A 12,932-nucleotide genomic window follows, 5' to 3' on the forward strand; every position below is an offset into this window, starting at 1 on the left:
TTGTTCCGCTCCCGCGCGTCAATAATGTGACGATATCGGGACTGAACTTTGGATCACTATGGTTGCTGCACTGCTAGCTAAGGACGAGCCTGCGCGCATCAAGGCTTTGGTGGATCTTGACGTTCTCGATACGGGGCCGGAGGTGGAGTTTGATGCGCTGGTGCAGGCTGCGGCTGCTGTTTGCGAGGTGCCGATTTCGCTGGTCAGCTTGGTCGATGTGGAGCGCCAGTGGTTCAAGGCCAATGTGGGCTTGCCTGGCGCAGAGCAAACGCCGCGTGACATTGCGTTCTGCGCGCATGCCATCCTGCAAGACGATCTGTTCGAGATCGACAACGCGACGGATGACCCCAGGTTTGCAAGCAACCCCTTGGTCACCACCGATCCCAATATTCGCTTTTACTGCGGCGCCAGCCTGACGCTGAGCAGCGGTGAAAAGGTGGGCACTCTGTGCGTGATTGACCGCAAGCCCAGGCACCTCAATGATCACCAGCGCACCGTTCTGAGATTGCTCGCCAAGGCCGCGGCCGCCGCGCTGGAGCGGCGTCGCGATGCACTTGCCTTTTATAAGACCGAGGCTAAGTTTCGAGCTTTGAGCGATGCCGCGCCGCTAGGCATCTTTAGCGCCAATGCCGCTGGCGAGTGCATCTACACCAATGCGCGCTGGCAGCAAATTCATGGTCTGACGCTGGCGCAAAGCCTGGGCTCCGGCTACAGCCAGACGCTGCACCCTGAAGATCGCGATCACATGCTGGAGGAGTTGCGCCGGACCTTGCGGGCGCGCCAAGATTTTCGGCAGGTCTACAGAGTTGTTCCGGCACCGGGCGTGGTTCGCAATGTGCGAGCCTGGGCTAAGGCCGTGCTTGGGCAGGATGAAGAATTGCTTGGTTTCGTGGGCTCGGTCGAGGACATTACCGACACCGTTGCCGCCGAGCGGACCCTGAATGACGAACGCCAGTTTTTGGCGTCGGTGATCGAGAGCACCGGCGCGGGAATCTGGGAGTGGAATGTCCAGACCGGGGCGCTGAAGCTGAACGAGAAGTGGGCGAGCATGCTGGGTTACACCTTGGCGGAACTGGCGCCCACCGACGTCTCGACCTGGCAGCGGCTTTGCCACGATGAGGATTTGGCCCGGGCTACGGCTGCCTTGACGGCGCACTTTGAAGGCAGAAGCGCCTACTACGACGTCGAGCTGAGAATGCGACACCGCGCGGGCCACTGGGTGTGGGTTCAGACGCGGGGCAGCCTGAAGTCAAGGCTGGCGGGCGGCGAGCCCGAGTGGATGTTTGGCACCCACCTCGACATTTCGGATCGCAAACAAGCACAGGCAGGGTTGGTCGAGCGTGACCGCTTCATGCGCATCCTCGTGGATGTGCTGCCCGGCCTTGTCGCGTATTGGGACGCAAGTCTGCATTGCAGATTCTCGAATAGCGCCTACCAACAGTGGTTTGGCAGAACGCATGAGCAGATGACCGGCATCTCGATGACCGAGTTATTTGGGCCAGACTTGTTCGCCAAAAATACTCCCTACATCCAGGCGGCACTGCGTGGTGAGGCGCAGCATTTCGAGAGGACGCTGACCAAGGCCGATGGATCGACGGGCTATACCTGGGCTCATTACGTGCCCGATATGGATGGCGATGTGTTGCGCGGATTCTTCGTGCTGGTGTCCGACATCACCGAGATCAAGCAGGGCCAGGTCAAGCTGCAGAGTCTGAACGAAGAGCTTGAACTCCGAACGCAGCAGGCGGAGGCCGCCAGTGCAGCCAAGGGCCAGTTCCTCGCCAATATGAGCCACGAGTTGCGTACGCCGATGAACGCGGTGTTGGGCATGCTTCAGTTGATGCGGCGCACCGATATGACGCCGCGCCAGTTTGACTATGTTGAGAAGTCACAGCTGGCCGCCAAGTCGCTGCTCTCGATACTCAACGACATCCTCGACTTCTCCAAAATCGAGGCCGGCAAGATGGCGCTGGATCCGCAGCCCTTCAGCTTGAGCCAGCTGCTGGACGATCTAGCGGTGATCGTGTCGGCCAGCATCGGTGAGAAGAACATCGAAGTCTTGTTCAAGATCTGCGCCCAGATGCCCGATGGGCTGATTGGGGACGCCCTTCGCCTCAAGCAGATCCTGATCAATCTGGCCGGTAATGCGATCAAGTTCACCAGCCAGGGTGAGGTCGTGATTGCCGTCGATGCGATCGTCATGGATGAGCATCATGTGAAGGCCAAGTTTTCGGTGCAGGACTCCGGCATCGGCATTCCGGCGGACAAGCTGCAAACCATTTTTGAAGGCTTTTCGCAGGCCGAAGCCTCAACCACCCGACGTTTCGGCGGTACGGGGCTGGGGCTCGCGATCAGCCAGCGCTTTGTGGACTTGATGGGCGGCGTGCTGACCGTGCAGAGCGAGCTGGGTAAGGGCAGTTGTTTCGGCTTTGAAGTCATATTGAATCGAACTGCGGCGGTCGATGAAGCGCGACCCCGCACGCCTTCACCACAGCCCTTGCGGGTGCTGGCCATCGATGACAACGCGCTGTCGCGCGAGCTACTTTCGACCTATGGGCACGCGTTCGGCTGGCAAATGCAGTTGGCTGAAAGTGGCCCGCAGGGCCTGAGCCAAGTGGCCGATGCTGCCGCGAACAATCACCCCTTCGATGTGGTGCTGGTGGACTGGCGCATGCCCGAGATGGACGGCTGGGAGGTGTGTGAGCGGATTCGCCATCTTGCCCAGGACAAGCCGCCGGTGCTGATCATGGTGACCGCGCATGAGCGTGAGGTGTTGGCGAAGAAGGCTGAAGTGTCGAGCGATTGCTTGGACGGCTTCCTGATCAAGCCGCTGACACCCTCGATGCTTTTGGACGCTGTGACCGAAGCCCGCGCCAGAGTGAAATCGACTGCAGAAGTGGCCACCCGCGCCAGCCATGTCAGCGCCATGCAGCTCCAGGGTTTGCACATCTTGTTGGTGGAGGACAGTCCTCTCAATCAGCAGGTGGCCACGGAGTTGTTGATTGACGAAGGTGCCAAAGTCTCGCTGGCGGTGGACGGTCAGGCCGCTGTTGATGCGGTGCGGGCGGCAAAGCCCTTGTTTGACCTGGTCTTGATGGATGTGCAGATGCCGAAGATGGACGGCTATGAGGCCACCCGCCTGATCCGCCGCGAGCTTGGGCTGACGGCGCTGCCCATCATCGCCATGACGGCCAATGCCCTGCCGGCCGACCGCCAAGCCTGCCTCGATGCCGGCATGAATGAGCACATCGGCAAGCCGATGGATTTCGCCGAATTGATCGAGGTCGTCAGGCACCATGTCAAGCGTTCGAACCCGCTGCCCATCGACAGTGCGCCGCGCCCGTCCCGAGATGAAACCGCCGCCGCTGGACCCTCCGTCCTGGATATGCCGCTGGCGCTCTACCGCTACGGCGGCCGCGAGGCGCTGCTGCAGCGCAGCGTCCGCCACCTGATCGCTTCGCTGGCCTCTTTGCCGGAACAATTGCGAGAAGAAGGCGGTCGGGACAGTAGCGCGGCAATCCGGCTCTTGCACACCATCAAAGGCAATGCAGGCATGACCGGTGCGGTGTTGCTGGCGGAGGTGGCGAGCAAAGCCGAGGACCGCATTCAAGAACAAGCAGGCAGCGCAACTGGCCTGGCACGGCCCTTCATCGACGATTTGCTGCGCAGTTTGGAGCTTGTGGTGCAGCAGACGGTCGACGCCCTTGAGGCCTATCTGGCGCAACACGCACCGCTGCCGGATCAGGCCGTAGCCGCCACCGCTGCGCTTACAACGGCGAGCGAAGATTTGCCGCAGCGACTTGAGGAGCTGCTTGCACTCTTGCATGATGGAAATATGCGCGCAAGCGAGGCGTTTGAGGCCATGCGATCAGACTTGGGTAAGGTGTTCAGCGCAGACTTGACGGGGCTTGACGCGGCCATGGCCAAGCTCGACTTCCAACAAGCGGCCAAGGTCTTGCTACAACTTAGGAAAGCATCATTGTGAAATCAGGGTTCGTGGACTTGCCGGACGACGTTGAGGAGAACCCGCTGCTGCCGTCACGCCGCTCATCGATCTTGATCGTGGATGATCAGGCGACGGTGCTGCAGTCGCTCTATCAGCTCTTCAAGGTCAGCTACGAGGTGTTCGTCGCCACCAATGGCGCGCAGGCGCTGAGCATGGTGAAGATGAACCCGCCGGACCTCATCCTGCTCGATATGGTGATGCCCGGGATGAGCGGCATGGAGGTCTGCACGCAGTTGAAGGGCGACCCGGAGACGCAGAACATTCCGATCATCTTCCTGACCGCGAGTTCCAGCGTCGATGACGAAGCCCTGGGCCTGGATGCCGGTGCGGCTGATTTCATTTCCAAGCCTTTCAATCCAAGAATCGTGCTGGTCCGGGTCAACACCCAGTTGCGGCTCAAAACCAAGTCCGACCTCTTGCGGCGGATTGCCAGAACAGATGCCTTGACCGGCCTGAGCAATCGGCGCCATTTCAACAGCACCCTGCTCAAGGAATGGCGCCGCTGCGCACGCAACGCGCTGCCGCTGTCCTTGGTTTTCATCGACGTGGACTTCTTCAAGCGCTTCAATGACATCTATGGCCACCCGATGGGCGACTACTGCTTGTCCTCGGTGGCTACGGCCATGAAGTCGCGCATCTGGCGGCCTGCTGATTTGTTAGCCCGTTATGGCGGCGAGGAGTTTGTCTGCCTTCTGCCGGAAACCCCGCTGGAGGGCGCGATCCATAAGGCCCAAGAACTCGAAGCCTCGGTGCGGTCCCTGGCGATTCCCCATGAGGGATCGAGTGTGGCCCCCGTGGTCACCATCAGCTTGGGCGCTGCGGCGGCCCACCCTGCCCAAGGTGATGAGCCCGGCCATTTGATCGATGCCGCGGACCGAATGCTTTACGAAGCCAAGGCGGGCGGGCGCGGGCAGGTCAGGTTTGTTCAAGTCGATGGCGATGCGCCGACATCAGTGGGCAGCGCTTCGTCTGATTGAGCCCTGCAGCGGGCCGCCCTCAGCCTCGCGCCCGAGGCGCCAGGAAAGCTGCCTCGGCCCTTCAGCTCGGCGGTCTTACATGCCCTTGAACAACTGCGTATAGCTGCGGCTGACTTCGAGCTTTTCCGTCACGCCTTTGACGCCCACCATCTGGCGGCCGCGGAAGTCGCGGGTGATGCCGTCGATGGCGCGGGCGTTGACCAGGGTGGAACGGTGGATCTGCCAGAAGAGGGCGGGGTCCAGCTCATCGACCAGCTCTTTGATCGGCTTGCGGATCAGGGCTTCGACGCGGGCGGTTTGCACCCGGGTGTATTTCTCGTCGCTGATGAAGAAGAGCACGTCTTCCACCGGAATCATCTGGATGGCCTGGCCCACCGTGGCCTGGATCCATTGCAGGTATTTGGGTGCACCGCCGGGGTTGAGCTGGGATGAGAGCTTGTGCAGCAGCTGCTGCAGCGGCGCGCTGGCCCGGGCGGCGGAAGACTCATCGGCAGCTTCGCCATCGGCCTGCTTGAGCGTCAGGCGCTTTTTGATGCGGTCCACCGTCACCAGCAGGCGCTCACGCTCGGCTGGTTTGAGCACATAGTCGGCCACGCCTTGCTCGAAGGCTTCGACGGCATATTGGTCGTAGGCGGTGATGAAAACAATCTCGGGCACCAGCCAATCGTCGTCCTCGGGCAGCTGGGCAATTTGGCGGGCGGCGTCCACGCCGGTGAGGCCGGGCATGCGGATGTCCAGGAACACCAGCTCGGGACGATGTTGGCGCACCAATTCCACCGCCTCGATGCCGTTCTTGGCCTCGGCCACGATCTCCAGCTCGGGCCAGACTTCCATCAGCCGGCTGCGCAGTTGCTCGCGCATCAGGCGCTCGTCATCGGCAAGAATGGCGCGTACGGATTTGCTTTGATTCATGGTGCGGGGATGAGTGGGAGGTGAGTGTGGCGGTCCACACTGGCAGGCAAGCAGGCTGTGGATTCTGACTGAATCAGCCTGCTTTGGTGGGATTGGCAGGCCTAGCGAGCGGCGAGGGCGGCGCCGCCTTCTTCGGCGAGCGCAGCAGCAGCCACAAAAGCAGCAGCATCACCAGCACCGGCGAGGCCAGCAAGCTGCCCAGGCTCAAAGCACCCAGCAGCACGGCACCCAGTACCAGGCCGAGGATCAGCAGCGGCAGGCCCAGACTTAACAGCAGCACCAAGGGCAGGGCGATGCAAATCACCACACCCGCCAGCACGCAGATGGCCAAGGCGCTGACGCTGTCACCGAAGAAGTCGCTGCCCTCAAAGCTCAGCTCCTGGCCGTTGACGGTGACGTGGATGCCCGGCATGTCTGAGAAGGCCTGCCAGAGCGCGCCGCCGGTCAACATGGCCAGCAGCGCCATGCCGATGGCCAGAATGATCAAGATCTTGAAGGCATTGCCAATCGCTCTCATGCTTGCGCTCCCTCATAGCCTCGGCTGCGGTAGGGCACGGTGATACACACCACGCAACCCGAGGGTTGGTTTTCTGTAATGGACACGGCGGCTTTGGCGCCGTACAGCAGGTTCAGGCGTTCGCGGATATTGGCCAGGCCCACGCCGGTGCCGGCGGTGGCCGCGCGGCCGAAGCCCAGGCCCGTGTCGGCCACGCTGACGGCCAGCTTGCCGTGCAGGATCTCGGCCTTGACGGTCAAGGTGCCGCCCTCGGCCTTGGGCTCCAGGCCATGCTTGATGGCGTTTTCCACCAGGCTTTGCATCATCATGGGCGGGAACTCGGCGGACAGCAGGCCGTCGGGCACATCGATCACGGTGTGCAGGCGCTCTTCCATGCGCACCTTCAGAATTTCCAGATAGGGCTTGATGACGGCCAGCTCGCGGCCCAGGTCGCGCACGCCGGAGGCATTGGCCTCGCGCATGGTGGGCATGGAGGCACGCAGCAGGGCGATCAGGTTCTTCTGCATGATGGAGGCGCGCGGCGGGTCGGTTTCGATCAAGTGATCGATCGAAGCCAGGGTATTGAACAGAAAGTGCGGCTCCACCTGGGCTTGCATGGCGGCCATGCGGGCTTCCACCACCTGGCGCTTGAGCGACTCGGCCTCGGCCGTCTCGGTCGCTTGTGCGGCCTTGACCTCGGCCTGGATGCGACCCTTGTAAGTGATCTTGATGATGGCCGATGCCAGCACCAGCAAGACCGAGAGATTGGACAGAAAGTCCCCCAGGCTGATCACCGTGGTGCGCTTGCGGGTGCTGCGGGTGGCTTCGCGCACGGCGTCCCGGGCTTCTCGTGCGGCTTGTTGGGCGGCTTCTCGGGCGTCCTTGACGGATTCCTCGATGCTTTGCTGCGCCTCTTCGATGGCCCCGCGAATCTCCTCGGTGTTGGCGCCCTTGGGCAGGTCGATGCGCACGCCGGGCATGCTGTCGTCGACTTCGCCTTCATTGCCCGAGGCCGCTGATGCACCCCCACTGGCGGCAGCCGCCGGCGCTGCGCCCTTGCGCGGGGTGATGCGCACGCCCTTGTCGTCGATGCTGATCTCGTAGTGGATGGGCTTATCGAACTTGGGGCTGGGTTTGCTGTGCTTGCTGCTGGTCGGCGCCGGTGGTTCGGGCGGGCTGACGGGCTCGTCAAACAGCACTTGCTCGTTGATGCGCCAGGTGAAAGGCGGCAGGTCTTGCAGGATATTGGCCGCGATGATCAGGGCCAGAGACAAGACCACAAAGCGCCGCCAGCTGATGCTGACCAGCCAGCTGGCATAAACGTGGAAACCCGCCACCACGGCTTTGGCAAAAGTTTGCCAGCGCGCGTAGATTGTTGGGGACAGGGGGGCAGCGTTCATGGGGTGGGGACCTAGCTTCGTCGTTTGTTCGCACTGTACGCAAGCCGAGCGGACTCAGCCCGGTGCAGGCGATGCGCTGTGGCGCCAAACGGCTGAAATGCAGATCCGGGCGATAGTCCGTGGCGCCCTGCCGACAAAAAACAAGGCCCGTGCCCCTGTGCAGGGGGACGGGCCTCGGCTTGGCCTTGCCGGCGGTGCAGGCGCTGCGCGCGGCTCCGCCTGCTCTTCGGCAATTACTGCTTGATGGCTTCGACTTGGATGATCAGCTTGACGTTCTTGGGGAAGCCGTAAGCCAGACCGTAGTCGATGCCCCACTGGGTGCGGTCGATCACGGCTTCAAAGTCGCCACCGCAAACTTCGCGCTTGAGCATGGGGCTTTGGTAGCAGTTGAAGTTGGTGGCCTTGAGGGTCACCGGCGCGGTCTTGTCCTTCAGGGTCAGCTGGCCTTGCACTTCGCTGACCTTGTCGCCGTTGAAGCTGAACTTGTCGCCAACGAACTTGGCGGTGGGGAACTTGTCGGACGAGAAGAAGTCGTCGCCTTGCAGATGCTTGTTCATGCCGGGCACGCCGGTGTTCACCGAGGCGATGTCGAAGCTGATCTCGACCTTGCCGGTCTTGGCGGCCTTGTCGAGCTGAACCGTGCCCTCCTTCTTGTCAAAGCGGCCGCGGTTGGTCGAGGTGCCGAAGTGCGAGATCTCGTAGGTCACGAAGGTGTGGGTGGGTTCGATCGTGTAGGTGGCGGGTTCCGCTTGGGCCAGGCCGCACAGGCTCAGTGCGGCGATGAAAAATGCTGCTGTCTTCATGGATGGTTCTTTCTTGATTGAGAGCGTTGCTTGGGGTGGTGCGAGGGAAAACGAACTGAGAGAAATCGATTAAATGAGGCGGAGCAGTTAAAGCGCGGCCACGCCGTTGAAGGCCAGCTTGAACTTCACTTGCACTTCGTTGGCCACCATGGAGGTGTCGGCCCATTCGCCGTCGCCGATCTTGAATTCCAGGCGCTTGAGCACAAAGCTGCCGGTGGCAGTGCTCAGCTTGCCCGATTGCGTCAGGGTGATGGGAACGACGATGTCGCGGCTCTGGCCCTTGATGCTCAGCTTGCCGCTGACTTCAAACTTGCCACCGCCGATGGCTTTGATGGCGCTGCTCTGGAAGTTGGCTTGGGGCAGCTTCTTGCTGTCAAACCAGGCCGGCTTGGCCAATTCAGCATCAAATTCGGCCGCGCCCAGGCTGACGCTGGCCAGATCGATGGTGAAGCTGACCCGGCCGGCTTCCGGCTTCTTCGGGTCGAAGGCGAGTTGAGCGTCAAAGCGCTTGAAGTGGCCGTCCACCGGCACGCCCATTTGCTTGCTGATGAAGCTCAGCTCGCTCTGGGCGGCCAGGAACTGAATTGGCGCCGCGGCAGCAGCAGCCGGCGCGGCGGCTGGCTTGGCTTGGGCCTGGGCGGCAAAGGCGGGCAGCAGCAGGGCGCTGCTCAAGGCGAGTGCGCTCAGGGCGGAGCGGCGCAAAAATCGGGCGGTGTTCATAGGACTCCTTGGACAACGAGTAGGTTCAACGGCCACGGCCGGGCAGCATGCGCTGGACTAGACCGTCCCGGTCGATGAAGTGGTGTTTCAGCGCGCCGCCCACATGCAGCACGACCAGCAAGGCCATCGCCCAGGCCAGCAGTTCATGGGCGTCCTTGAGCAGGTCGGCCAGGGCTTTGTCCTTGGGGACGAAATCCGGCAGCGGGATCACGCCGAACCACACGATGGGGAAGCCTGCTGCGGAGCTATAGGCCCAGCCGACCAGGGGCACGGCGAAAAAGAGCGCGTACAAGAGGCCGTGGGTGATGTGGGCCACAAAAGCCTGCCAGCGCGGCATGGGCAAGTCGGCCGGTGGTTTGTGGCTCAAGCGCCAGAGCAGGCGCAAGGCCGACAGGGCCAGGATGGTGACGCCAGCCCATTTGTGCCAGTTGTAGAGCTTCAGCCGATTGGGGGAGAAGGGCAGATCCGCCATGTACAAGCCCATGCCGAAGGCGCCCACAATCGCCACCGCCAGCAGCCAGTGCAGGGCAATCGCGGGGGCGCTGTAGCGGGTGGCGGCTGAGGACGTGGCGATCTGATGACGCATGGCGAAGATCCTGTCTGAGCGGTGTTGACTTGACGCTAGTGTGAGCCCTGACGCCTGAGCGCGGATTCACCCCGCTTGACGCCAAGGTTCAGTGAATTTGAACACCCCTGAGCCAGCTGCGGGCATGTCATGCCCTGGTCACAGGCGGCAGCACAAGATAGCGGCTGCAGTTAAGGGGTTGAGTGATGGATATTGTTTGCAAGATCGAGGCCTTGTTCGAGCGCCGAGGTGCCACGCTTTACAGCGGCGAACATCTGGCCCGCCGGGAGGCGGTGACTGCGCTGGCCCACGCACTGCAGTGCGCACAACTGGCCGAATGGGCACACGCCGACAACACCCTGGTGGCCGCAGCGCTGTTGCATGACTTGGGCCAGCTGCTGGATGGCGCGGCCGAGGACGCCTTACGCAATGATCACCATGAGCTACGGGCACTAACTTTTCTTTCAGGTGGAGGCTTTGGCCCCGCTGTGCTGGAGCCGATCAGCCTGCATGTGCAGGCCAAGCGCTATCTGGTGGCCACGGATGAAAGCTATGGCGAGAGCTTGTCGCTGGCCTCGCGCCATTCACTGGCTTTGCAGGGCGGGCCGATGAATGCCGAAGAGCGCCTGCTCTTCCTGGCCCAGCCGCATGCCAGCCGGGCCTTGCAGCTGCGCCGCTGGGACGATCTGGCCAAACACCCCGGCAAGCGCACGCCGCCGCTGGCCTATTACCTGGACCTGCTTGACGCAGTTTTAAGGGACAGCCAACAAGTCAAACGCGTGGCTGTTGCCTGAGGCGAGCCCCGTTTGCGCAGACCCATGTCTTTCGGCATCCCTCTTGAGAGGGATAGCGGTGGCGCCAAGCGCCGGGAATACTGGGCACCAGATTGACACGCCGCCTGGACCTCGGCGTGTTGATCGAGGGGAGGAGTGCTATGCCGACAATCAAAGCCCGCAAGGGTGGCGATTGTCGGCTTAGTTTTTTGTGCCGACCGTTCGTGCGGCAGGCCTTGGTTTTGCGTGCGCAATGCGCCCCGCGAGCGAGTGAAACGCAGTGCTGGGGCCCAGTTTTCGCTGCGCCGACTTGGATCGTTAGTATTCACCTTCGATGGGCGCGTTTGGCCACCCAAACTAGGGTGTCTGCCCAAGTCCTGCGGGCTGACCTGGGCAGTATGCTCGGTGGCTTTGCAAAGTGCGGCGCTCAGCCGCGCGCGCGAGGCGCCGAGAGCGCTTGTTTGGGACCTGTCATGAATTCGAATCGCTCGCAAGAGCAACTAGCGGTCGATGAGGAATTGCTCCGTTTCCTGGCACGCCAGGGCCGACGCATGCCCGTGCCGGTGGGGCTCAGCGCCGTGCTGCTCGGCGCGATTGCGGCCTACGGCAATTCTTCGGTCACGCAAGCGCTGAGCGCGGCCTGGGTGCTGGCGGTGTTGGCGGTGCTGGCACTGCGTTGGTATGTGCTGGGCCTGCTGCCCGATCTGCATCAGCTGAGCGTGCGCAAGCGCCTGAGCTGGGTGACCGGCCTGAGCGGTTTGTGCGGCCTGCTGTTCTGCCTCACCCTGCTGTTCACGCCCTGGATGAGTGACTACGAGCGCATGGTGCAAACCATCCTCTTGCTGGGCTTGTGCGCGGGTGCGGTGGCGTCCACGGCCGGCTACTGGCCGGTCTTGCTGGTGTTCATGCTGCCGCTGTCCTTGCTCAACAGCCTGGCCTGGTTTTTCCATTCGGCCTCGCATCAGCTGTGGTGGATGGACTGGGCCTTGGGTGTGCTGATCCTTGGCTTTGCGGGCGTCTTGGCCGTGATGGCGCGCGATGGCCACCGGGTGTTCGTGGATTCGGTGATGATCCGTCTGGCCCAGGCCAAGAGCAATCAGCAGCTCAGCTTGGCACTGCAGCAGGCGCAGGCGGCGATGCAATCACGCACCCGCTTTCTGGCCTCGGCCAGCCACGACTTGCGCCAGCCCATGCACACCTTGTCGCTGTTCGGTTCGGCCCTGGTTCGGCGGCCCCTGGATGCGGCCACTTCGTCGATTGCCAGCCAGATGAATCAGGCCGTGCAATCGCTGACCGCGCAGATGGACGCCTTGCTGGACATTTCCAAGCTCGATGCGCAAGTGGTGCCTGTCAATAGCCAATGCGTTTCACTCGCCCAGACCTTGCAGCGCCTGTGCCAGGAAATGCGCACCGCCGCGGCGGCCAAGGGTTTGGCCCTTGGCCTGAATTGCCCGCCGGATGCGTATGTGGACACCGATCCGGTCTTGCTGGAGCGGGTGCTGCGCAATCTGATCGACAACGCCATCAAGTACACCGAGCAGGGCCATGTCGATGTGAACGTGGTGCAAGCGGGCAGTGGCGAATCGGGCTTGTGGCGCATTGATGTCTGCGACACCGGTGTGGGCATTGCCTTGCCCGAACAGAGTCAGGTCTTCGAAGAGTTCTATCAGGTCGGCAACCCGGAGCGTGATCGCGCCAAGGGTCTGGGCCTGGGCTTGTCCATCGTCAGCCGTTTGGTCGATTTGCTGGACTTGCACCTCGACTTGAGCTCGCAACCCGGTGAGGGCAGTTGCTTCAGCCTCAGCGTGGCGGTGGCCAGTTCCGCCTTGCCCTCCGCCGCGCTAGGCGGCGAGGCCGGTGCGGCCTCCGCATTGGCGCAACTGCCCCATGTGCATGTGCTGGTGCTGGAGGCCGAAGCGCCGGTGCGCCAGGCCATGCAGGCTTTGCTGAACAGCCATGGTGCCGAAGTCAGCCTGGCCAGCACCGCCCGCGAGGCGGTATTGACTAGCCTGCAGCGCCGGCCCGACATCGTGCTGACCGATCTGCGCCTGCAGGGCGGCGAGGAAGGGCTGCAGGCACTGCGTTCCTTGCGCAGCGCCTTGCCGCAGCTGCCTGCCATCCTGATCACCGGCGACACCTGCCCCGAGCGTTTGCGCGAGGCGCATGACGCCGGCTTGCTGGTGCTGCACAAGCCGGTGCTGGAGGCGCAGCTGCTGAGCGCGATCAAGTCCGCGCTGGCCATGCCTGTTGAGGCTGCACCAGCAGCCGTAAGCGCCTAAC

The 12,932-nt window shown here is 62.5% G+C and carries 10 protein-coding genes; 4 read left to right on the top strand and 6 right to left on the bottom strand.

Annotated features, from left to right (window positions below; genetic code table 11):
• Window positions 1–58 precede the first annotated feature (58 nt).
• Complete coding sequence (locus tag AT984_RS21260) at window positions 59–3,985, top strand: response regulator (RefSeq protein WP_058721808.1); 3,927 nt, start codon at window positions 59–61, stop codon at window positions 3,983–3,985.
• Window positions 3,982–4,983, top strand: coding sequence for a diguanylate cyclase (locus AT984_RS21265; RefSeq protein WP_231741484.1), 1,002 nt, complete (start codon window positions 3,982–3,984; stop codon window positions 4,981–4,983). Before AT984_RS21260 ends, AT984_RS21265 begins: the two co-directional genes overlap by 4 nt.
• Window positions 4,984–5,058: 75 nt before the next feature.
• Here the strand turns inward: AT984_RS21265 and AT984_RS21270 are convergent, their stop codons facing one another.
• The 6 genes from AT984_RS21270 to AT984_RS21295 form a co-directional block, all read right to left on the bottom strand.
• Window positions 5,059–5,895: a LytR/AlgR family response regulator transcription factor gene (locus tag AT984_RS21270; protein WP_058721809.1), complete on the bottom strand. Its 837-nt coding sequence runs from the start codon at window positions 5,893–5,895 to the stop codon at window positions 5,059–5,061.
• 73 nt (window positions 5,896–5,968) lie between these two features.
• Window positions 5,969–6,412 carry a hypothetical protein gene (locus AT984_RS21275; RefSeq protein ID WP_058721810.1) on the bottom strand — a complete coding sequence of 148 codons (444 nt, stop codon included), beginning with the start codon at window positions 6,410–6,412 and terminating at the stop codon, window positions 5,969–5,971.
• Window positions 6,409–7,791, bottom strand: a complete 1,383-nt coding sequence (locus tag AT984_RS21280; protein WP_058721811.1) for a sensor histidine kinase — start codon at window positions 7,789–7,791, stop codon at window positions 6,409–6,411. The genes AT984_RS21275 and AT984_RS21280 overlap by 4 nt, the downstream gene beginning before the upstream one ends.
• Window positions 7,792–8,024: 233 nt before the next feature.
• Window positions 8,025–8,594 carry a YceI family protein gene (locus AT984_RS21285; protein ID WP_058721812.1) on the bottom strand — a complete coding sequence of 190 codons (570 nt, stop codon included), beginning with the start codon at window positions 8,592–8,594 and terminating at the stop codon, window positions 8,025–8,027.
• Window positions 8,595–8,681: 87 nt separating this feature from the next.
• Entirely contained in the window at window positions 8,682–9,314 is a 633-nt protein-coding gene (locus AT984_RS21290) for a YceI family protein (RefSeq protein WP_082680247.1), read from the bottom strand.
• Between the two features lie 25 nt (window positions 9,315–9,339).
• A complete protein-coding gene (locus AT984_RS21295) occupies window positions 9,340–9,900 on the bottom strand; it encodes a cytochrome b (protein WP_058721813.1) in 561 nt (186 codons plus the stop codon).
• 185 nt (window positions 9,901–10,085) lie between these two features.
• Here AT984_RS21295 and AT984_RS21300 point away from each other — a divergent pair, with 185 nt between their 5' ends.
• Both AT984_RS21300 and AT984_RS21305 read left to right on the top strand, forming a co-directional pair.
• Window positions 10,086–10,673 (top strand): HD domain-containing protein, encoded by a 588-nt coding sequence (locus AT984_RS21300; RefSeq protein ID WP_058721814.1) that lies wholly within the window; start codon window positions 10,086–10,088, stop codon window positions 10,671–10,673.
• A gap of 452 nt (window positions 10,674–11,125) precedes the next feature.
• Window positions 11,126–12,931: a hybrid sensor histidine kinase/response regulator gene (locus AT984_RS21305; protein ID WP_058721815.1), complete on the top strand. Its 1,806-nt coding sequence runs from the start codon at window positions 11,126–11,128 to the stop codon at window positions 12,929–12,931.
• Window position 12,932: the final 1 nt, after the last annotated feature.

The sequence above is a fragment of the Paucibacter sp. KCTC 42545 genome (assembly GCF_001477625.1).
Lineage (GTDB): Bacteria > Pseudomonadota > Gammaproteobacteria > Burkholderiales > Burkholderiaceae_C > Paucibacter_A.

Excerpts from the sequence above, each read along its gene's own strand:
- AT984_RS21260 (WP_058721808.1), top strand. The coding sequence starts at position 59 with ATGGTTGCTGCACTGCTAGCTAAGGACGAGCCTGCGCGCATCAAGGCT.
- AT984_RS21270 (WP_058721809.1), bottom strand. The coding sequence starts at position 5,895 with ATGAATCAAAGCAAATCCGTACGCGCCATTCTTGCCGATGACGAGCGC.
- AT984_RS21275 (WP_058721810.1), bottom strand. The coding sequence starts at position 6,412 with ATGAGAGCGATTGGCAATGCCTTCAAGATCTTGATCATTCTGGCCATC.
- AT984_RS21280 (WP_058721811.1), bottom strand. The coding sequence starts at position 7,791 with ATGAACGCTGCCCCCCTGTCCCCAACAATCTACGCGCGCTGGCAAACT.
- AT984_RS21285 (WP_058721812.1), bottom strand. The coding sequence starts at position 8,594 with ATGAAGACAGCAGCATTTTTCATCGCCGCACTGAGCCTGTGCGGCCTG.
- AT984_RS21290 (WP_082680247.1), bottom strand. The coding sequence starts at position 9,314 with ATGAACACCGCCCGATTTTTGCGCCGCTCCGCCCTGAGCGCACTCGCC.
- AT984_RS21295 (WP_058721813.1), bottom strand. The coding sequence starts at position 9,900 with ATGCGTCATCAGATCGCCACGTCCTCAGCCGCCACCCGCTACAGCGCC.
- AT984_RS21300 (WP_058721814.1), top strand. The coding sequence starts at position 10,086 with ATGGATATTGTTTGCAAGATCGAGGCCTTGTTCGAGCGCCGAGGTGCC.
- AT984_RS21305 (WP_058721815.1), top strand. The coding sequence starts at position 11,126 with ATGAATTCGAATCGCTCGCAAGAGCAACTAGCGGTCGATGAGGAATTG.